The 20,257-nt window shown below is 31.8% G+C and carries 19 protein-coding genes and 7 tRNA genes; all 26 read right to left on the bottom strand.

Translation table 11 applies throughout. The features are described from left to right. Positions 1-148: 148 nt before the first annotated feature. Positions 149-237 (bottom strand) — tRNA-Leu (locus ACSYT2_RS16785). 8 nt (positions 238-245) lie between these two features. Then, positions 246-322 (bottom strand) — tRNA-Met (locus ACSYT2_RS16780). Between the two features lie 7 nt (positions 323-329). Then, a tRNA-Met gene (locus ACSYT2_RS16775) sits at positions 330-405 on the bottom strand. A gap of 26 nt (positions 406-431) precedes the next feature. After that, positions 432-520: transfer RNA gene (locus tag ACSYT2_RS16770), tRNA-Leu, on the bottom strand. 8 nt (positions 521-528) lie between these two features. Continuing rightward, positions 529-605 (bottom strand) — tRNA-Met (locus ACSYT2_RS16765). Between the two features lie 6 nt (positions 606-611). Further along, positions 612-687: transfer RNA gene (locus ACSYT2_RS16760), tRNA-Met, on the bottom strand. An 18-nt stretch (positions 688-705) separates the two neighbouring features. Beyond that, positions 706-794, bottom strand: a tRNA-Leu gene (locus ACSYT2_RS16755). Between the two features lie 287 nt (positions 795-1,081). Continuing rightward, the gene (locus ACSYT2_RS16750; RefSeq protein ID WP_430857828.1) at positions 1,082-1,489 is read right to left on the bottom strand and encodes a S1 domain-containing RNA-binding protein; all 408 of its coding nucleotides are present in this window, start codon (positions 1,487-1,489) and stop codon (positions 1,082-1,084) included. A 57-nt stretch (positions 1,490-1,546) separates the two neighbouring features. Further along, the gene (locus ACSYT2_RS16745) at positions 1,547-1,837 is read right to left on the bottom strand and encodes an FtsB family cell division protein (protein WP_430857829.1); all 291 of its coding nucleotides are present in this window, start codon (positions 1,835-1,837) and stop codon (positions 1,547-1,549) included. 78 nt (positions 1,838-1,915) lie between these two features. Next, positions 1,916-2,308: a spore cortex biosynthesis protein YabQ gene (gene yabQ, locus ACSYT2_RS16740; RefSeq protein ID WP_430857830.1), complete on the bottom strand. Its 393-nt coding sequence runs from the start codon at positions 2,306-2,308 to the stop codon at positions 1,916-1,918. Positions 2,309-2,314: 6 nt separating this feature from the next. Further along, positions 2,315-2,602 carry a sporulation protein YabP gene (gene yabP / locus ACSYT2_RS16735; protein WP_430857831.1) on the bottom strand — a complete coding sequence of 96 codons (288 nt, stop codon included), beginning with the start codon at positions 2,600-2,602 and terminating at the stop codon, positions 2,315-2,317. A gap of 51 nt (positions 2,603-2,653) precedes the next feature. After that, complete coding sequence (locus tag ACSYT2_RS16730) at positions 2,654-2,914, bottom strand: RNA-binding S4 domain-containing protein (protein WP_430857832.1); 261 nt, start codon at positions 2,912-2,914, stop codon at positions 2,654-2,656. Positions 2,915-2,980: 66 nt separating this feature from the next. Further along, positions 2,981-3,256, bottom strand: a complete 276-nt coding sequence (locus ACSYT2_RS16725; protein ID WP_430857833.1) for an HU family DNA-binding protein — start codon at positions 3,254-3,256, stop codon at positions 2,981-2,983. A 215-nt stretch (positions 3,257-3,471) separates the two neighbouring features. Next, positions 3,472-4,923, bottom strand: a complete 1,452-nt coding sequence (yabN, locus tag ACSYT2_RS16720) for a bifunctional methyltransferase/pyrophosphohydrolase YabN (protein ID WP_438385230.1) — start codon at positions 4,921-4,923, stop codon at positions 3,472-3,474. 29 nt (positions 4,924-4,952) lie between these two features. After that, complete coding sequence (locus ACSYT2_RS16715; protein WP_430857835.1) at positions 4,953-6,494, bottom strand: putative polysaccharide biosynthesis protein; 1,542 nt, start codon at positions 6,492-6,494, stop codon at positions 4,953-4,955. Positions 6,495-6,625: 131 nt separating this feature from the next. After that, the gene (spoVT, locus tag ACSYT2_RS16710; RefSeq protein ID WP_430857836.1) at positions 6,626-7,183 is read right to left on the bottom strand and encodes a stage V sporulation protein T; all 558 of its coding nucleotides are present in this window, start codon (positions 7,181-7,183) and stop codon (positions 6,626-6,628) included. 246 nt (positions 7,184-7,429) lie between these two features. Next, the gene (locus tag ACSYT2_RS16705; RefSeq protein ID WP_430857837.1) at positions 7,430-8,431 is read right to left on the bottom strand and encodes a peptidylprolyl isomerase; all 1,002 of its coding nucleotides are present in this window, start codon (positions 8,429-8,431) and stop codon (positions 7,430-7,432) included. 98 nt (positions 8,432-8,529) lie between these two features. Next, positions 8,530-12,033 carry a transcription-repair coupling factor gene (gene mfd, locus ACSYT2_RS16700; RefSeq protein WP_438385229.1) on the bottom strand — a complete coding sequence of 1,168 codons (3,504 nt, stop codon included), beginning with the start codon at positions 12,031-12,033 and terminating at the stop codon, positions 8,530-8,532. A gap of 14 nt (positions 12,034-12,047) precedes the next feature. Next, positions 12,048-12,623 carry an aminoacyl-tRNA hydrolase gene (gene pth / locus ACSYT2_RS16695; protein WP_430857839.1) on the bottom strand — a complete coding sequence of 192 codons (576 nt, stop codon included), beginning with the start codon at positions 12,621-12,623 and terminating at the stop codon, positions 12,048-12,050. Positions 12,624-12,752: 129 nt separating this feature from the next. Next, a complete protein-coding gene (locus tag ACSYT2_RS16690; RefSeq protein ID WP_438385228.1) occupies positions 12,753-13,871 on the bottom strand; it encodes a S1C family serine protease in 1,119 nt (372 codons plus the stop codon). Between the two features lie 15 nt (positions 13,872-13,886). After that, positions 13,887-15,302: a sensor histidine kinase gene (locus ACSYT2_RS16685; protein ID WP_438385227.1), complete on the bottom strand. Its 1,416-nt coding sequence runs from the start codon at positions 15,300-15,302 to the stop codon at positions 13,887-13,889. After that, a complete protein-coding gene (locus ACSYT2_RS16680) occupies positions 15,303-15,989 on the bottom strand; it encodes a response regulator (RefSeq protein WP_430857977.1) in 687 nt (228 codons plus the stop codon). Between the two features lie 215 nt (positions 15,990-16,204). Further along, positions 16,205-17,164 (bottom strand): ribose-phosphate diphosphokinase, encoded by a 960-nt coding sequence (locus ACSYT2_RS16675; protein ID WP_430857842.1) that lies wholly within the window; start codon positions 17,162-17,164, stop codon positions 16,205-16,207. Between the two features lie 56 nt (positions 17,165-17,220). Next, entirely contained in the window at positions 17,221-18,588 is a 1,368-nt protein-coding gene (glmU, locus tag ACSYT2_RS16670) for a bifunctional UDP-N-acetylglucosamine diphosphorylase/glucosamine-1-phosphate N-acetyltransferase GlmU (RefSeq protein WP_430857843.1), read from the bottom strand. 182 nt (positions 18,589-18,770) lie between these two features. After that, a complete protein-coding gene (gene spoVG, locus ACSYT2_RS16665; protein WP_430857844.1) occupies positions 18,771-19,049 on the bottom strand; it encodes a septation regulator SpoVG in 279 nt (92 codons plus the stop codon). Between the two features lie 126 nt (positions 19,050-19,175). Beyond that, positions 19,176-19,991 (bottom strand): pur operon repressor, encoded by an 816-nt coding sequence (gene purR, locus ACSYT2_RS16660; RefSeq protein WP_430857845.1) that lies wholly within the window; start codon positions 19,989-19,991, stop codon positions 19,176-19,178. Positions 19,992-20,257 lie beyond the last annotated feature (266 nt).

Below are 20,257 nucleotides of genomic sequence, written 5' to 3'. Positions count from 1 at the left end.
GAATTTATTGGAAAAATTTTGGGTGCATATTTTTTATTTCTTTAGGAATGCTTATTAAGGAAGAAATCTACCTCATCGCAAGTGAAGATTATTTTTAGCAATTGAATTTTAAACATAAAAAAAGATCTAAGATAAATCTTAGATCTTTTGGTGCCGAAGACCGGAATCGAACCGGTACGGTGTTTAACCACCGCAGGATTTTAAGTCCTGTGCGTCTGCCAGTTCCGCCACTTCGGCAGGCAATATGGTAGCGGAAATAGGACTTGAACCTACGACCCTTCGGGTATGAACCGAATGCTCTAGCCAGCTGAGCTATTCCGCCATTCTTATGGTTGCGGGGGCAGGACTTGAACCTACGACCTTTGGGTTATGAGCCCAACGAGCTGCCAACTGCTCCACCCCGCGATATTATGTTTGCCTAAAAATTAACTTGGTGCCGAAGACCGGAATCGAACCGGTACGGTGTTTAACCACCGCAGGATTTTAAGTCCTGTGCGTCTGCCAGTTCCGCCACTTCGGCAAGTTAATTGGTAGCGGAAATAGGACTTGAACCTACGACCCTTCGGGTATGAACCGAATGCTCTAGCCAGCTGAGCTATTCCGCCTTATTATGGTTGCGGGGGCAGGACTTGAACCTACGACCTTTGGGTTATGAGCCCAACGAGCTGCCAACTGCTCCACCCCGCGATATTATATTTGAAAAGTTGGTGCCGAAGACCGGAATCGAACCGGTACGGTGTTTAACCACCGCAGGATTTTAAGTCCTGTGCGTCTGCCAGTTCCGCCACTTCGGCATATCTTTTCTAGCTGCCGTTCCCGACAACAAAATTAATTATAAATCATGTTCAATATACTGTCAACAACTTTTTCTATTATTTTTTATATTCATTATCCTTATTCCATTTTTATACATATCGATACCCTCTAAAGCCTCTATTTAACTAGCTTTATTTCTATAACAGCCATTTGTTTTATTCATCAAAAAATATAACATTGTTTGCAAAAACTCATATTTTTTCCTTTGTAAATTAAAAATAAGAGCTTTAGGTATAACTAAAACTCTTATTTATATATTTAAATTCTATGATCTACCTTTACTACTCTTACCTTTAAACTCTTGATGTTTTTTAACATCTTGCATCTTTTCTTCGCTATCTTTTAAAAACTTTGACATCTTATCCTCAAAGTTTGCTGAGACAACTGGTTTACTTTTTTCAGTTCCCCAATCAAATTCAACTGGTTTAACTGATTTCCTTTGAACATTAGCTTGCTTAATAGATAGACTAATCTTCCCATTATCATCTATAGAGATGACTTTTACTTTAACCTTGTCTTGCTCACTTAAGTGTTGTCTTATGTCCTTTACAAATGAGTCTGCTACCTCTGAAATATGAACTAAACCTGTCTTACCTTCTATTTCCACAAAGGCTCCAAAATTTGTGATGTTTACCACTGTTCCTTCTAATATGTTTCCTGCCGCTAAGGTCATGTTTAAAAGACTCCTCCTTAAAATTAAATAAAATATATATGTTATTTAAATAATAACCTAATCTTGCGAATTTGATTCTACCTTTTTATTATCAGTAGATTTTTCACCATCCTTAATCATATTAAGCCTTTCACGAGCTAACTGTTCAAGATATTCATCTGTCTTTGCCTTATCATTCTCCTCTTGAAGCCTTTGATTCTTCTCTTGCAATTGCTCCAATTGAGTTTGCTTGGCCTCTTTTTCAACCTCTATTCTTTTCATTGCTCGTTCTTGTCTAATAAATCCAAAAAGAAAAACCACTGCAAGTACTAAGATTATTAAGTTTTTTATAGTTAACTTTCTTTTCATCTGTAGCACCTCATGTTTCAAATTCTATAAATATATTGTAAACACTATATATATTTTATTCAAGTAGTTTTTCAATTGTTATTTATTTTTATTACCCATTTTTGACAAAAAGATCTTAAAAGGGTATATAGCACTCTTCGCACCCACTCTAAAAGACTTACTTATCCCTCTACCTACACCCTTTTCAAATTTAAGGATATATGGACTAATAAGCTTAAAATAAAGTAGTAATGCAACCATAATAAATACGTAAACATAGGGACCTAAAAAAGCATAGTTGGTATAAAGTAAAAATGTAAAGACTACAAGTGCACTCAAAGCCCAAAATAATATGTCTTCAATCATGATTATAAATTTAGGAATCTTAACTCCTCTTACAATTCTATATCCGTCAAACAACACTCCGGTTAAAGCACCTGCTATTAAACTATAAATAACTATATCAAATTGCACATTTAATTGTAACGGCATATATACCTACTGGAATAACTTCTTGATTATGTTCTCTTTGCTTTTCTTTACATCTTTCCCACTATACACTATTGCAGATATTGTTCCAACTATAATAACATCCCCATTTTGCACATCTAGTTTATTCATCTTTAATCCTTCACCTTTTATATTAAGATTACCCAGATTAGTATTTAACGAAATCTTTTCTTCATCAAAACTTATAACTTCCATTACACCTGTCAATACAAGCCTTTTTCTACTTTCTAAGGATATATTACCCTTCTTCTCTTCCTCCATAACCTTCTCCTCCATAAATTCTCTAATAAAATATATGTTGGTAGGAACAGATTTATTCTAAAAGTACTATTCTTTATCTTCTTCACCCTCAATAATAATATACATATCCTTAGCATCTTCTTTTCTAACATGCTCTGCAATATTTATAATTTTAGCTTTTAGGGATCTATTCGCAAATGTAATTTCTATAATATCTTCCTCTTTTATATCTGTAGAAGGCTTAGCTACCTTTCCATTAATTGATACTCTTCCACTTTCACAAGCTTCTTTAGCTACTGTTCTTCTCTTAATTATTCTTGAAACTTTAAGATATTTATCTAGTCTCATCTCATAAACCTCCTATTAATTTAAATTTTATTATAAAAGAACCCGAGATAACTCGGGTTCACTTAATTACTTATTAACTTTTTCTTTGAATTCTTTACCAGCTTTAAATACTGGAACAGTTGATGCTGCGATCTTTATTACTTCTTTAGTTCTTGGGTTTCTTCCTTCTCTAGCAGCTCTTTCTCTAGTTTCGAAAGTACCAAATCCAACTAATTGAACTTTTTCACCCTTTTCTAAAGCTTCTTCAACGCTTTCTATAAATGCCTTTAAAGCAACTTCAGCATCCTTCTTAGTTAATTTACCCTTTTCAGCCATGCTAGTAATTAATTCTGATTTATTCACGATTACATCCTCCTCAAAAATCCAGTTACTCTTTTTTTATAACTGCTTTTTATGTACTATACTTACATTATCCTATTATATAACCACTTTTCAAACTAGTCTATACATTTTATGTATAATTTGTAGTACAAGTCAATTATTCCATAGAATACGCTGCATAGCAACCAATAAACTATACTATTCTCCAAAAATAATAAAATTCCTTCTGAAATAGTTTATTTTTCTAGTTTTTTTGCTTCATCCCATAGGATATCCATTTCTACCAAGGTCATCTCTTCTAGCTTTTTACCTGCTCTTTTCGTATTTTCTTCAATGTAATTGAATCTTCTTATAAATTTATTTGTTGTAATATTTAAAGCTTCTTCTCCATCTACCTTCAAGAACCTAGCTACATTCACACAAGCAAAAATTAAATCGCCAACCTCTTCTCTTATTTTTACCATATTATCACTTTTATATACTTCTAAAACTTCCTCTAATTCTTCTTTTACTTTTTCAGCTGCTTCCTCTACCTTATTCCAGTCAAATCCAATCTTTGCTGCTTTCTTTTGAACTTTTCCAGCTCTTATTAATGCTGGTAAAGCTTTTGCTACTCCTTCTAGTTCATCAGTAACGGTTTTGAAGTCTTTTTCTTCTTTCTTCAGATCTTCCCAATTAACTAATACTTCATCTGAATTATTTGACTTTGCATCTCCAAATACATGAGGATGCCTATAAATCATTTTATTGCATATACCCTCAATAACTTCGCCTAGATCAAAGTATCCATCGTCTTTACCTATAGCTGCATGGAATACAACTTGTAATAGTACATCTCCAAGTTCTTCAATTAATGCATTATCATCCTCTTTTTCAATTGCATCTACCACTTCATAGCTTTCTTCTATCATAGCCTTCTTTAATGATTCGTGAGTTTGCTCCCTATCCCAAGGACAGCCATCTTCGCCTCTTAAAGTGTCTATAATTTGTACTAAATCATATATATCCTTTTTATTTTCTAAATCTTTTGGGATATATACTGATGTTAAATAATCTATATCTTCCTGCATATCCAACTCATAAAGTGGAATCCTTCTTATGCTCTCTTCTCCCTGAATCCCTGCTGCTCTACAATAAATTATTTCTGTTTCATCATTGTAGTATTCACTTAATCTAAGCTTAACTTCTGAAGCTATTAGCGGATTATATACTTGAGTAATAATTGTGCCTATTCTTTTATCTAAAATCTGGTTATTTATATCAAAGGCATCTATAACTTTTAACCCTTCTATCGGATCAATTTGTAAGCTATCCATCATTGCATCTATAAAGCTAACTGCTGGTAGTACTTTGTATTCAATAGAATTTTCTTTACATAAGTTAATTAAATTGAATACTGACTTTTCAGCTACCAACGGATGCCCTGGAACTGCGTATACCAAATCTCCATTTTCACTATATGTTTTAATTAAGTCTTCAGCAATTCTTCTATATACTTCATCAAAACTTACTGAACTCTCATAAAAGTGGTCACAAGTCTTAAATTTTATCTCTTTTTCTTTTATATAATCTACTGTAGGGTGCTTCTCCGTCCTAAAAAATACATTATTGCAATTATTTAAGGCCTCTATAGCTCCAACTGTTAATGCTTCTGGCGCACCCGGTCCTAAACCTATTATTTTAATCATTAGGTTCTCTCCTTCTTCTTACATAGTTTTTAAATTTTACGTCTTACAAATCTACTTTTTACATCACTGACTTTGAATACTCTAAGTATGAATATTCCTGCACCATATATTATAGCACCTAAAGAAATAGATAGTAAGCAGGATATAGTATTACTTAGTGTATTTCTATATAAAACATTGTAAGTAAGTAAAACTCCTATAATCATAAAACTTGCTGCATATGCTGGCTTTATAAAATTTCCATATAAGTCCATCTTTGTTTTTAGTTTTATCTTCATAGTTATTATGTTTAAGATTGTGGCCACTACATAAGCTCCTATAGAGGCTACTACTGCACCATATATATTCATATTAGGCAAGGGTACTAAAATCATTGTTAATACTACCTTTACTATACATCCAATCAGCAAATTAACTACAGGCAATATATAAGAACCTATTCCTTGCAGAACAGAAGTAGTGGTTTGAGTTATTATAATAAAAGGTATGGACAATGATAAATATTTTAATATTTCTACACCTTCAAACCTACCTGGAAATATAAATTTCATAATAGGTTCTGCCATAAAAAATACCCCAAATAAGCATGGGATTCCAATAACAGTGGACAGCTTTAGAGATAAATTAATCTTAGATTCCACATCCCTCTTTCTTTTAAGAACATAACTTTCAGCTATTATTGGTATTAATGATGTACACAAAGCCATTGATAATGTCAAAGGTATATTGACTATAACCGCTGCTTTCCCTGTTAACTGTGCATATAATATGGTTGCCTGTTGATTAGAGAATCCTGCACTTAATAGTTCCTTAGGTACCATTATAGAGTCTATAAGGCTCATTATAGATCCAACTGTAGTTCCTAATGAGATTGGAATTGCTATTTTTAGAATCTTACTTAATAATACTGGATTGGTCTTCACTTTTTTTATACCGTAGGCTTTCTTTATCTTTAGGTATTTAATAAATAGATATGTTCCACCTATTATTCCACCTGCTGCTGCTCCAAAGGCCGCTCCTCCTGCTGAAAACTCTATTCCCTTTGGTAATAGTACTATTGCTATTCCAACACCAAAAACCACTCTTCCAACCTGCTCTAATATTTGTGATATTGCTGATGGCGTCATATTTTGAAGACCTTGAAAGAATCCTCTAAATATAGTCATAATAGATATTATGATGGGCGCAAAAGAAATACCTATTAAAGAATAATACGCCTTAGGATCCCACTGCAGAAAAGATATTATTGGCTTTGCAAAAAAGAACAGTATAAAAGAGGTGCCTGTCCCTATAAATAGCATAAGTATAGTTGACTCTTTCACCACTTCAAAACTTCCTCTTATATCCCCAACTGCATTATTTTCTGATATTATTTTTGACATTGCAACTGGTATCCCTGATGCCATTGCTACAAAAAACATATATAAAGGATAAGACATTTGATAGTAACCTACACCTTCATCACCTATAAGCATAATTAATGGCCATCTAAAGAATAATCCTAAGAATCTTGTTAATATTCCTGCTATACCCAATATTAAACTTGCCCTTATCAAGGATTGTTTTTTCATAAAATACCTCCAAACTTTAATGGTACTAATTATTTTTATTTGAAGTTTAGAGGTATTATTACTATTATTTTATCCTTTGTATATTTTATTTTAAATGTTAATAATTCCTAGGCCATATTTCTCTATAAGAATTATTGTTCCATCTGTTTTCCTAGGAAAGCAGATGCTGTTTCTGCAAGCTTTACTTCTAGTTCTCCGAACTTTTCACCCGCCTGCTTAGATATTATAATCACTGCGCCTATTGCATCTCCCTCTGCTATTATTGGAGAAATAACTTGTGATACATATTTTTCACTTGCATCGTCATCATCGTTATGTAATGGTATTATCTTTCCTCCACCTTCTCCTAACAGAACTGTCTTCCTATCTTCCATAATCTTTTCTAGCTCTGCACTTACTTTTCTTTCTACATAATCTTTTTTTGGTGCTCCACTAGCTGATATGAATGTATCTTTATCTGCTATAACTATAATATGTCCTATCGCTTGTTGTAAGCTTTCAGCATATTCCTTTGAGAAGTCTGTCAATTCTCCAATTGGAGAGTATTTCTTTAGTATTACTCCACCTTCTCTATCAGTGAATATTTCTAAAGGATCTCCTTCTCTTATTCTCAAAGTTCTTCTTATTTCTTTTGGTATAACAACTCTTCCTAAATCATCAATACGTCTTACAATTCCTGTTGCTTTCATTATTTAAATTAAACCTCCTTAAAAACTGTTTAAATTCTAGCACTATTATTATTTGACTTCTCAGAAATTTTATACACATATAACCAATATTTATATTCTCTTTATTTTTCTAAATTTTTCTTACTATCCAATCAGATATTTTTATTATAAAAACTTACTAACTCCATATGAATCTCTCATTCTAAATATTTAATTTAAATAAAAAAAATCAGCAGAAACCATAATGTTTCTGCTGATTTTATATAATTAAAGCTTATCTTCGTAAGTTTTAACACCAATTTCTTTTCTATACTCTTCAAGTTTTTCATTATAAAGAGTTTTTTGTTTTTGTTGAAGAATTGTTTCTTTTACTTTATCTTTAACTTCTTCAAGGGGACTTGTTGTAGCTTCTGTATTTACCGCTGAATTTAAAATTACATGCCATCCAAAACTAGTTTTAACTGGTTGTGATATCTCTCCAGCTGGTAATACTTTAAATGCTTCTTCAAATTCTGCAACCATTCCACTATTTTCAAAGTTTACATGCCCTAAATCTTCAAACTTAGCATTTGCTTTAAACTCATCACTTTCAGCTATATCTTTGAAAGATTCACCTGCAAGGGCTCTTGCTCTAGCTGCCTTTGCATTTGCCTCACCGTTTTCACCTTCAAATAACATATGAGTAACTTCTGCTCCTGCTTCTTTCTTATAAGTATCAATATTTTCATTGTAGTAAGTTTCTATTTCTTCCTCTGACACTTCTACACCTTCAACTATTTTATCTACTACTTTTCCAACTATAGCTTGTGTTTTTAGGAACTCTGGGAAAGTAGTATCATCATATCCATATGACTTTATGAAAGATTGATATGCTTCTTCCGTTTTTGTTGATTCCTTAAACATCTTAATTCTATCGTCTACTTCAGTCTTTAATTCTTCTTCTGTTGGTTTAACTCCAAGATCTTCCGCCTTTTGCAATAATACCTTTTCATCAACTAAAGCATTTAATTGATTTATTCTTTCTTGCTTTAATTGATCTTTTATTTGTGCATTGTTCTCAAAATCTTCACCATATTGTTGCTTTAAAGAATCTAATGTAGGTTGCATCATCTTATCTAAATCTGCTTTTCTTATCTTTTCTTTCCCAACTTTAGCTATTACAGTTTTCTGAATTGATTCTGGTGTTCTAGCAATCATATTACAGCCTGCAAATGATAGTACCATTACTCCTGTCAAAGCCATAGCTATATATGTTTTAATCTTTCTCAAAGCTTTTCCCTCACTTTACTTATAAATTGGTTAAGTTACATAACATTAGTATATCAATAATGATATTACAATTCAAACGGATTAGCCACTAAAAATTTTTAGTTTTTTATTAAATTCTCAAGCATATCTTTGAAAAAGGCCAACATTTCTTCTTTCTTTTGATCCTTTTGCTTAAATATAAATGATGGTGTTTCTCCAAATTGAAGTATCACATTATTTTTATACTTATCCATCAGTTTCTTAAATACTTCCTTATGTTCTTCGTCTCCTTGAACAAATTTAAATATAACATCTTTAGGTGTTTCCTTAATTTCTTCAATAGATAAAAGTTTTGCACGACTCTTTATATAAGCTATATCCATTAAGTTATATACTGCCTCAGGAATTTCTGAATATCTATCCTCTAGCTCTTCCTTAATATCCATATACTCATCTAAGCTTTCAATCGCCGCAATCTTCTTATATACCTCTATCTTTTGTATCTCATCTTCAATGTATGATGATGGTATATAAGCATCCACTTTTAAGTCTACAGTAGTTTCTATAGGTTCTTTATCTATTTCCCCCTTTATTAATTTTACAGTATCTTCCAACATTCTGCAATATAAATCATATCCAACTGTAGCCATATGCCCATGCTGAGATGATCCCATCATATTCCCTGCGCCTCTTATTTCTAAATCTCTCATAGCGATTTTAAAACCAGATCCTAGTTCAGTAAAATCTTTTAATGCCTTAAGCCTCTTCTCAGCCACCTCTGTTAGAACTTTATCCTTTGTATATAATAAATAAGCATAGGCAATTCTATTTGAACGTCCTACCCTACCTCTTAATTGATATAATTGTGATAATCCCATTTTATCAGAGTCATAAATTATTATTGTATTTACATTTGGAATATCTATACCAGTTTCGATTATAGTTGTACAAACTAAAACATTAAAATCATTAGCCATAAATGCTATCATTTCTTTTTCTAACTGTCTTTCGGTCATCTGACCATGAGCTATTGCCACTTTGCTTTCAGGCACTAAATTTTGTACATAGCTAGCCATCTTCCCTATATCTTCAACTCTGTTATGAACAAAATAAACTTGACCACCTCTACTTATTTCTCTCATTATTGCATCTCTTATCAATTGATCATTTTGCTCTACAACATAAGTTTGAATAGGGTATCTTTCCTCTGGAGGAGTCTCAATTACAGATATATCCCTTACTCCTGTTAACGACATATGAAGGGTTCTAGGAATAGGTGTTGCACTTAATGTTAATACATCAACATTCTTTTTAATATTTTTTATCTTTTCCTTTTGAGCTACACCAAATCTTTGTTCTTCATCAACAATTAACAAACCTAAATCTTTAAATACAATATCCTTAGAAACTAATCTATGAGTTCCTATTAAAATATCAACATTTCCTTCCTTAACAGCTTGAAGTGTTGCTTTTTGCTCCTTTGCACTTCTGAATCTGCTTATCATATCTATTTTAATTGGAAAGTCTGAAAATCTCTTTATTATATTTTTATAATGTTGCTCTGCCAAAATTGTAGTAGGAACAAGAAATGCCACTTGCTTTCCTTCCATAACTGCTTTAAAGGCCGCTCTTACAGCCACCTCAGTTTTACCGTACCCAACATCTCCACACAGCAATCTATCCATAGACTTATCGGACTCCATGTCCTTCTTTATTTCTTCTAAGGAGGTTAGTTGATCCGGAGTTTCCTGGAATGGGAATTCATCCTCAAACTGCCTTTGCCAAGCTGTATCTTTAGCAAACTTATGTCCCTTCATTGTAGCTCTCGTAGCATATAATTTAACTAAATCTTGGGCTATTTCATTAATAGACTTTTTAACTTTTGCTTTAGCCTTTTGCCATTCAGTTCCACCTAATTTATTTACCTTTGGGGATTTCCCCTCACTACCTATATACTTTTGAACTAAATCTAACTGATCTACAGGTACATACAGCTTATCACCCTTATCATAAATAATATCTAGGTAATCTCTTTTATGCCCCCCTACTTCAATTTGCTTAATGCCCTTGTACACACCAACTCCATGATTTGCATGTACCACATAGTCTCCTGGCTTTAAGTCAGCAAAACTCTTGATTTTAGATACACCTTTACTCTTTGTTTTCTTTTTAGATAGTTTTCTCTTAGCCTCTCCAAATACCTCTTTATCAGATATAACACATACTTTATATTCAGGGCATTCAAATCCCTTAAGAAGGTTTCCAAAAGTAATTACAACTTCACCTAAAGCAATTTCATCAATTTTATCCCTATAGTTACTTTCTATCCCCCTATCTCTTAATGTATCTACTAACCTTTCACCTCTAGCCCTAGTACCAGAAAGAATTATAGTCCTATAACCTTCATTTTTCTTCTTTAAAATATCCTCAATTAATAAATCCAACTGACCTTGATAATGATGTAAGGTGGCTGCATTCATCTCAATTTTATATAAAGCTCTCAATATCTCACTATTTTTACTAAAGGTCTCTAATGTTATATCAACCTTTTCCTCAAGAGTCTCTATTAATTCTTCTTTTTCCATAAGAAGTTTCCCTTGGGAAGGTAGTATATCTCCCCGCTCTAGGAATACTGAATAATTCTCATTAAATTCTAAGTAGGTACTATCCAATTTCCCTAAAGACCTTACCTTTTCATCTAAAATGAATATATAGTCTTTCAAATAATCAAAAAGGCTCTCACTTTCCTTATAGAAAAATGGTAAGTAACTATCTATAGTTTCAAAAGTATGAGTTTCCTCTAATACTTCTATATTCTTATTTATTGTCTTTCTGAGTTTTGCATCTCTATCTTTATCCTTATTGGTTGCTAAAACACTTTCGAATTCACTTTTTATAAATTCAATTGCTCCACTTACTATTTCATCGTCTATAACGATTTCTTTAGCTGGGAATATCTCTATAGATTTAACCTTCTCAATACTTCTTTGAGATTCAGTATTAAATGTTCTTATAGAGTCTATCTCATCACCAAATAACTCTATTCTATAAGGATACACAGAGTCTGCTGGAAACACGTCTAAGAGCCCTCCACGTAGTGAGAACTCTCCCTTACCCTCAACCATATCTACTCTTTCGTATCCACCTTCAACTAATAGATTGGTAATCTCTTTAAAATCTACTTCTTCTTCTACCTTAATCTTTATTTTATGACTTAAAAATAGATTTCTTGGCGTATATTTAGCTGCAAAAGCGTCAATAGACGTAACTATTATATTTTTCTTTTTCGTTAATATCTCCTTGATTACCTTTAATCTAGCCCATCTTAAATCTCCTGAAATAGCATCTATATTATAGAAAACTACATCCTTAGCTGGAAAATAATAAACATTATTCATATATAGATTAAGATCTTCATATAAATTTTTAGCTTCCATATCGCTATGGGTTACTATAACTACAGGTCTTTCCAAAGCCTCATATATCCCACTTACAAAATATGCTTTTCCAGACTCTGATAAACCCTCTACCTCTATTGGATGCTTATTATTTTCTATATACTTCTTTATATCAGAAAATTCTTTGCTATTCATTAGAGGCTCCATTAACCCCTTTAATCTCATTTTAAGCACCTTCCTTAAATTGTTTTACTTGGAGTAAAACCATTAAACTTATTCATTGCTTCCTTTGCATCCCCTACCATAATAATCTCCGATGCGGACACAACAACATCTAAGGCTTCATCAAGAACTTCTCTTTCATCCTTAGAAAACTTCCCAAGCACATGGTTTACTAAATCTCCTTTAGGTTGTCCTACTCCTATCTTAATCCTTGAGAATTTATCTGTTCCAAGGTGACTAATTATACTCTTAATACCGTTATGGCCACCTGCACTACCTTTCTCCCTTATCCTAAGTCTTCCAACTTCAAGACTTATATCATCATATATAACTAATATATCTTCTTCAGTAAGTTTGTAAAAATCCATTGCAGCACGTAGACTTTCTCCACTTAAATTCATATATGTAGTAGGCTTTAAAAGAATTACCTTCTCACCTTTTATGAATCCTTCACCACAAACTCCTTTAAATTTTATCCTATTTACCTCTATATTATACTTATTAGCTATGACATCTATCCCATCAAAGCCTATATTATGTCTTGTATTTTCGTAATCCTTTCCGGGATTACCTAATCCAACTATAAGAAACATCTTCTTTTCTCCTTCTTCCTCGATATATAACAAATTTATTATACTAAATTATAAAGCTTAGAACAAAGGCTAAACATCTCTTTATATAACTAAAAAGAGGCTTAAATCTAAGCCTCTCCATTAAACTTACTAATCAAGAGTAATATTCATCTTTGTTTCTTCTCCATCTCTAAGTATATCACACTCAATAGTATCTCCATTTTTTTTATCTTTAATTGCATAATATATATCTTCTGGAGTTTCTATTACTCCTCCATCAATTCCAATTATTATATCCGTAGGCTTTAGACCTGCCTTAGCTGCATATCCCTCAGAGTTTACATTATCTATATAAACTCCTTTTGCGCCTGTTTTACTATCATTAATTATACTTCCACCATTTATTCCTAAAATATCGGTTAAACTAATTAAATAAGCACTTATACTCTTTACACCTCGTACTCCTAATGCGTAGAATGACCCCTCTCTATTAAATTTCTCCGTTAATTTAGTGCTACTAAATCCTATAAGTTCTCCATTTATATTGCAAAGTGCACCACCTGTATTATCAGAATTTATTATAGCGCTTGTCTGTATAACCCTATAGCTTCCTCTATTATTGCTATCAGTAATCTTATTATTAGTAGATGTAATCATTCCAGGCATTGCTACTCCAATAAAATCATCAGAAACAGCATTTCCTATGGCAACTACGAAGTCCCCTTCCCTAAAGCTCTCTTCATTTGCAATAGTTATTGGAACTAATCCATTAGCTTCTATTTTTATTACTGCCATATCAGTAGCTTCATCAGCACTTATAAAGGTTCCTTTTATAGGTTTACTAGCTATTGATGGTAATTTAACATAAATTCCTTGAAAATCTTTTATTTTCGAGAAATTGGTTATTATATATCCTTTTTTATCAATTACAACTCCAGTGATATTACTCTCAGCATTATTATCACTAGAAAGATTATCTTCATTATCTGATATAGTAACTAATGATAATGCAGCTTTATTAATTCCAGATGAGAATTCCTTTTGTAATGAGTCTTCCCCTTTAGCTGATCTACCACTAATAAGTCCATTTATTTCAGCCTGCTTTACTATTTTTTCAACTACATATTTTCCAGATATGGCTCCACTAATAATAGCAATAACAAGAAAGAATCCTAACCTAATAAAACTTTGTGCCTTGAAATATCTTTTTTTATTTTTTATTGATATCTTAACATCTGGATTATCCTTCATATTATTATGATCTTTCATAGGCACCTCCCTAATTTATTTTGTATCTAAAGTAAAAGTAAATTTAACTCCATCTTTTTCATTTTTTACCCAAATATCTTGCCCATGTTGGGTTAATATTAGTCTTACTATAGGCAATCCTAATCCTGTACTTTCTTTATTGGTACGGGATTTGTCTGCCTTATAAAATCTATCCCATATACGTATTATCTGCTCCTCAGACATTCTTCTTCCAGTGTTATAAATACTAATGTATACCTTATTACCTCTTACCTTTGTAGTAACTTTAATAAATCCACCATTTTCATTGTATTTTATAGCATTGTCTAAAAGATTAGTTATTACCTGAATAATTCTATCTCTATCTGCATAGACAAATTCATCCTCATTTTCTAATACTACTTCAACATTTAAATCCTTTTCAGCTATCTTCCCCTCTAAATTCACTAAACACAATTTTATCAACATATTAATATCTAGTCCTATCATGTTTAGCTTAAACTTTCCATCTTCCATAGCTGATATATCTAATAAATCTCCAACCAACCTGGATAATCTATTAATTTCATCATAAACTATATTTAAATAATAATTTTCTTTATCTTTCGGAATTACACCGTCTAATATACCTGCTATAAATCCTTTTACAGATGTAATTGGTGATCTTAATTCATGAGAAACATTAGATATGAAATCTTTTCTATTCTTCTCTACCTCTTCAAGGGATTCTGCCATTATATTAAAGGAACGCGCCAGCTCTCCTATCTCATCGTCAGACCTAACTTCTACCCTTTTTTCTACCTCACCTTTAGCAAGCTTATTAGCAGCAATATTTAATTCACTTAAAGAATTTACTATTAACTTCTTGGAGAAATAGTACATTACACCTACTGAAATCATTATGGCACCAATCCCCATTAACCAGACTATTTTGTATACTTGCGTTAAAGCATTTCTAATGCTCTCTTCTGAAGTAATCATAACTATTACTCCACCAAAATAATCTCCATCAAATACAGGCTTTAAATAAGTGTATTTAGACACATCTAAACTAACTATACCACCATGCTCTATGGTCTCTCCATTTTTCAGTCTTTTCATATCTTCATCTGATATGCCTATATTAGTTATCTTTACATCTTCGTGCTTTTCATTTGAAACTGCATAGGTTATTCCTAAGTTATCAGTAACTAATATATCAACATTCATTGAGCTACTAACAAGGTTTAATGTCTTTTTTAAGTTGTTCAAACTTGAAGGTTGTTCTAAAGTTATATGAGCAACAGCTGCCGTGGATATAATAGAGCTCTGTTTTTCTAGTTCATACTTCTTTTGTTCAAAAAAAAAGTCTTTAAACCACAAGGATAGAATAATAGCAATTGAAAATATTACTACTGTTAAAACCCCTGCAAATCTTACTATAAGCTTATATACCAAGCTACTTTTTTTCATTTACTTCACCTCAAATTTGTAGCCTACGCCCCAAACTGTTTCTATTTGCCAGTTATCTCCCCCACTTAATTTTTCTCTTAATCTCTTAACATGAACATCAACAGTTCTTGAATCTCCTGGATAATCATATCCCCAAACTTCACATAATAGCTGTTCTCTTGTAAATACTTTATTTTTATTACATGCTAAATAATAAAGTAGTTCAAATTCTTTAGGTGGCATTTTAACTTCTTTGCCTTTATATGTAACATTATAAGAATTAGCATCTACTATTAATTCGCTAAAGTTTAATACTTCTTTATTACTACTATCTGCTGTATATCTTCTCATAACAGCTTTAACTCTAGCCATTAATTCCTTAGGCTCGAAAGGCTTTACTACATAATCATCTGCCCCAAGTTCTAATGCTAATACCTTATCAAAAGTGTCTCCCTTTGCAGTTAACATTATTACTGGGGTTCCACCTTCACGTCTTATCCACTTCAAAACATCTATTCCGTCTATACTTGGTATCATAATATCTAAAAGAACTAAGTCTGGTTTATATTCACTAAACTGCTCTTGAGCCATCTTTCCGTCATATACCATTCTTGTATCATATCCTGAACTTTTTAAATACATATTAATTACTTCACATATATTTGCATCGTCATCTACTATAAGTATTTTTCCTAATGTACCTTCCATAGCTTCCACTCCTCTACCTTCTTCATAATATAAATTTATCATTAAATTAATAGATTGGATACAGTTTTGAATAAATGTTACAAATTATTCACCTTAACTATATCCTATTAAAATTATATCTAAATCTTATTTTAAATTATAATCCTATTTAAAATAAAAAGGATGACCAAAATAAATAATAATTTATCTTAATCATCCTTTTTAATTATGTAATTCTAAGCTTCAAATAATTTACTTATTGGCTCGTCATCATATATTCTCTTAATTGCTTCTGCAAATAATGGAGCAACTGAAAGAGAAGTTATCTTCTTAGCGTCTACTGTTTCTGGTAATGTAATAGTGTTTAACATTACTAACTCTTCTATTGCAGAGTTATTTAATCTTTCAAAAGCAGGTCCTGAAAGAACACCATGTGTACAACAAGCATAAACAGCCTTAGCTCCTAAGTCCTTAAGTGCATTTGCTGCATTTGCTATTGTTCCAGCTGTATCAATCATATCATCAATTAGGATACATCTCTTACCTTCAACTTCACCTATAATGTTCATGATTTCTGATACATTAGCTTTTGGCCTTCTCTTGTCTATAATAGCTATTGGTGCATGTAATCTATCAGCAAATTTTCTAGCTCTTGTAACACTTCCTAAGTCTGGTGATACAACTACAACATCATCTTGATCTGCTAAGCCCTTATCAACAAAATGCTTTGATAATATTGGTGCTCCCATTAAGTGATCAACTGGGATATTGAAATATCCTTGAATTTGTGCAGCATGTAAATCCATAGTTAAAACTCTATGAGCTCCTGCAGCAGTTAAAAGATCAGCTACTAACTTTGCAGTTATTGGATCTCTTGACTTTGCTTTTCTATCTTGTCTTGCATAACCATAGTAAGGAATAACAGCAGTTATTCTTCCTGCTGATGCTCTCTTAAATGCATCTATCATTATTAATAATTCCATTAAATTATTATTAACTGGTGAGCATGTAGATTGTACTATAAATACATCTGCACCTCTAACTGTCTCCCCGATATTAACAGATATTTCTCCATCACTAAATGTCCCGACATTTGAATCTCCAACTGGAAGACCTAAGATTTCCGCTATTTCCTTTGCTAATTCAGGGTGTGAATTACCAGTAAATATTTTTATATTTTTTCCATGGCTTAACATAAGTATAAGGACCTCCTTAAATTTCAACTCTTTAGTTCTTGGTATAATTTATATAATTATTTCATTAAACCCTTTTTCTTTACCCAACCTTCAATGTTTCTTTGCTTAGCTCTTCCAATGGCTAAGTCACCTTCTTTTACCTCTGAAGTAATTGTTGAGCCTGCTGCTATATATGTGTTATCCCCAACTTCTACAGGTGAAACTAAGTTTGTGTTGCATCCTATAAAGCTATGATTACCTATAACAGTCTTATGCTTTTCTTTACCATCATAATTTACTACAACTGTTCCACATCCAAAGTTACAGCCACTTCCCACTTCAGCATCTCCAATATAGGTTAAATGAGATACCTTAGTTCCATCTCCTATTGAAGATTTTTTAATTTCTACAAAGTCACCAATTTTAACATCTTTACCTATATTAGATTCAGGTCTTATATAGGCGAATGGTCCAACTGTTGTATTTTCTCCAATTACACTATTTAATACTACAGATGATTGAATTTCTACAGCTTTTTCTATAGTACTGTCCTTTATTCTACAGTTTTGTAAAATAACACAGTCTTCAGCTATCTTAGTATTTCCTTCAATAATATTATTAGGATATATGATAGTATCCTTACCAATCTCAACGTCAGCACTAATATAAGTTGTCTTTGGATCTATAAGTGTCACTCCATTGTCTAGGTGTAGTCTATTAATCCTACTTCTTAATATTTCTTCTGCTTCAGCAAGCTGTGCTCTAGAATTAACACCAATTGTTTCATCATAATCAGTCACAACTGCTCCAACTCTCCTACCTTTATCCTTTAAAATACCAATAACGTCTGTTAAATAGTATTCTCCTTGCACATTATCATTCGAAAGTTCATCTAAGGATGTTACTAATTCTTTAATATCAAATATATACATTGCAGCGTTCATTTCGTTAACTTTTAATTCTTCTTCGTTGCAATCTTTATGTTCTACTATTTTAAGTACTTCATCCCCATCTCTTATAATTCTTCCATATCCTGTTGGATCTTCTACATAAGCTGATAACAATGTAGCAGAATTATTCTTGCTAACATGTTCTTCTATTAGTTTTTCTATTGTTTCAATAGTAGTTAAAGGTGCATCTCCTGCAAAGATAGCAACTAAACCATCTTTACCTTCTAAAAATTCTTTAGCACATTTAACTGCATGACCAGTTCCTAATTGCTCTTGTTGCAATGAGTAAGATACCTTTCTGCATTCTGTGCTTGCTTTAACAAGTTCTGCTCCCTTTCCAACTATTACATTTACATCATTAATGTTTGCTTTTCTCATATTATCTATAACATGATTTACCATTTCCTTACCACATACTTTATGTAGTACCTTTGGAAGATCAGACTTTATTCTTTTACCTTGTCCTGCTGCTAAAATCAGCGCACATTTATACATAATACCACCTCATTATGTCGAACATTATTTTATAACTATATATCAATTTTCGTAAATTCAATATATATACCTATTACATTATATTGGATAGCAATTTTTATTTCAACCTTTGTAATTTTTTTATACAATTTAAAAAAATAAAAGGGAGTTTTACTCCCTTTTATTTTATCCATGCACTTTGTCTATTCTTGGATAGGTTCATCTTCAATTTTTGCTTTTTCATAAGCATCTAATATTGAAGATTGAATCTTCTCTCTAGTGTCTGTGTTTATAGGATGTGCTATATCCTTAAACTCTCCATCTGGTGTCTTTCTGCTTGGCATAGCAATAAATAATCCATTTTGTCCTTCAATAACTTTTATATCGTGTACAACGAACTCATTATCAAAAGTAACGGAAACTATCGCCTTCATCTTCCCGTCAGTAGCTATTTTTCTAATTCTAACGTCTGTGATTTGCATTTCACTACACCTCCAGTTGCTTGATGGTATTATAATTCTCCACATCTTACCATTTTCCTCTTTTTATTTAGAAAATTTTTAGAAAATTATAAAACTTTATCAATTCAACAAAAATGCAACTGTTTTTTAACTAAACATTTTAGAAGGTTGGATATCTATTATTGTAGATTTATCTACTGATTTAAGTTCTACTATTGATACATACTCATCCACTAACTTCTTCTCAACCTCTTTATTATCAACTAGAACTCCAATACCAACTAACTCACTATCAAACTCTTTAAGCAAATCTTTTATTCCTTGAGCAGTTCCTCCGCCCTTCATAAAATCATCAATAAATATACATCTACTTGATGTCTTCATTGACTTCTTTGATAATGACATTTGTTGAAGCCTTCCACTAGTTCCTGATACATAATTAATTGTTACCGTTGGACCTTCTGTAACCTGAGTATCTCTTCTTGCTATAACAAGCTGAACCCCAAGGTTTCTTGCTACTTCGTAAGCTAAAGGAATACCCTTGGTTTGTACTGTTATAACATAGTCTACATCCATATTTTTAAAGCATGAAGATAAAATGACTCCAGCTTTACCTATAATATCTGGATTATACATAAGGTCAGTAACATATATAAAGTTTCCTGCTATTACTCTTTCATCATCCTTTAATAAATTGCATAATTCTAAAGCAAAATCCTTACCTTTATCATATCCTATACCAGGGATATATTTTATTCCGCCAGCTGCACCAGATATAGTTTCTACTTTACCCATTTCTAATTTTTCTAGCACTTCTCTTACAATAACTATATCTTCACTTATTGTAGATTTGGCTGCATTTAATAAATCCGAAAATTTATTTAATCCTATGATTTTATTTGGACTTTCCATTAATATTTTTGTAATCGCTACAACCCTACTGTTTCTGCTTAACTTTTCCATGTTATACCACCTACACTATTATTTGTTACACGAATTATACGTTAAAATCTTTATGCTAATATTCATATTTTATTCCATATTGTATCCATTGGCAATAGATTTTAACCACCATTTGAAATAATCTGATTATTTTCTCTTGGTAACTCAATTTATTTTATATAAATGTGTTCAATTTTAGAAATTTGTATATAATTATAAATGTACTATACATCTAGGATAATATAATAAGAAGAAAAGTTATTATATCCTAATGTTAAAACTAAAAG

This window comes from Clostridium zhoujianii (genome assembly GCF_051590805.1).
Taxonomy (GTDB): Bacteria; Bacillota; Clostridia; order Clostridiales; family Clostridiaceae; genus Clostridium.
This window is presented reverse-complemented; position numbering and strand designations above follow the sequence as displayed.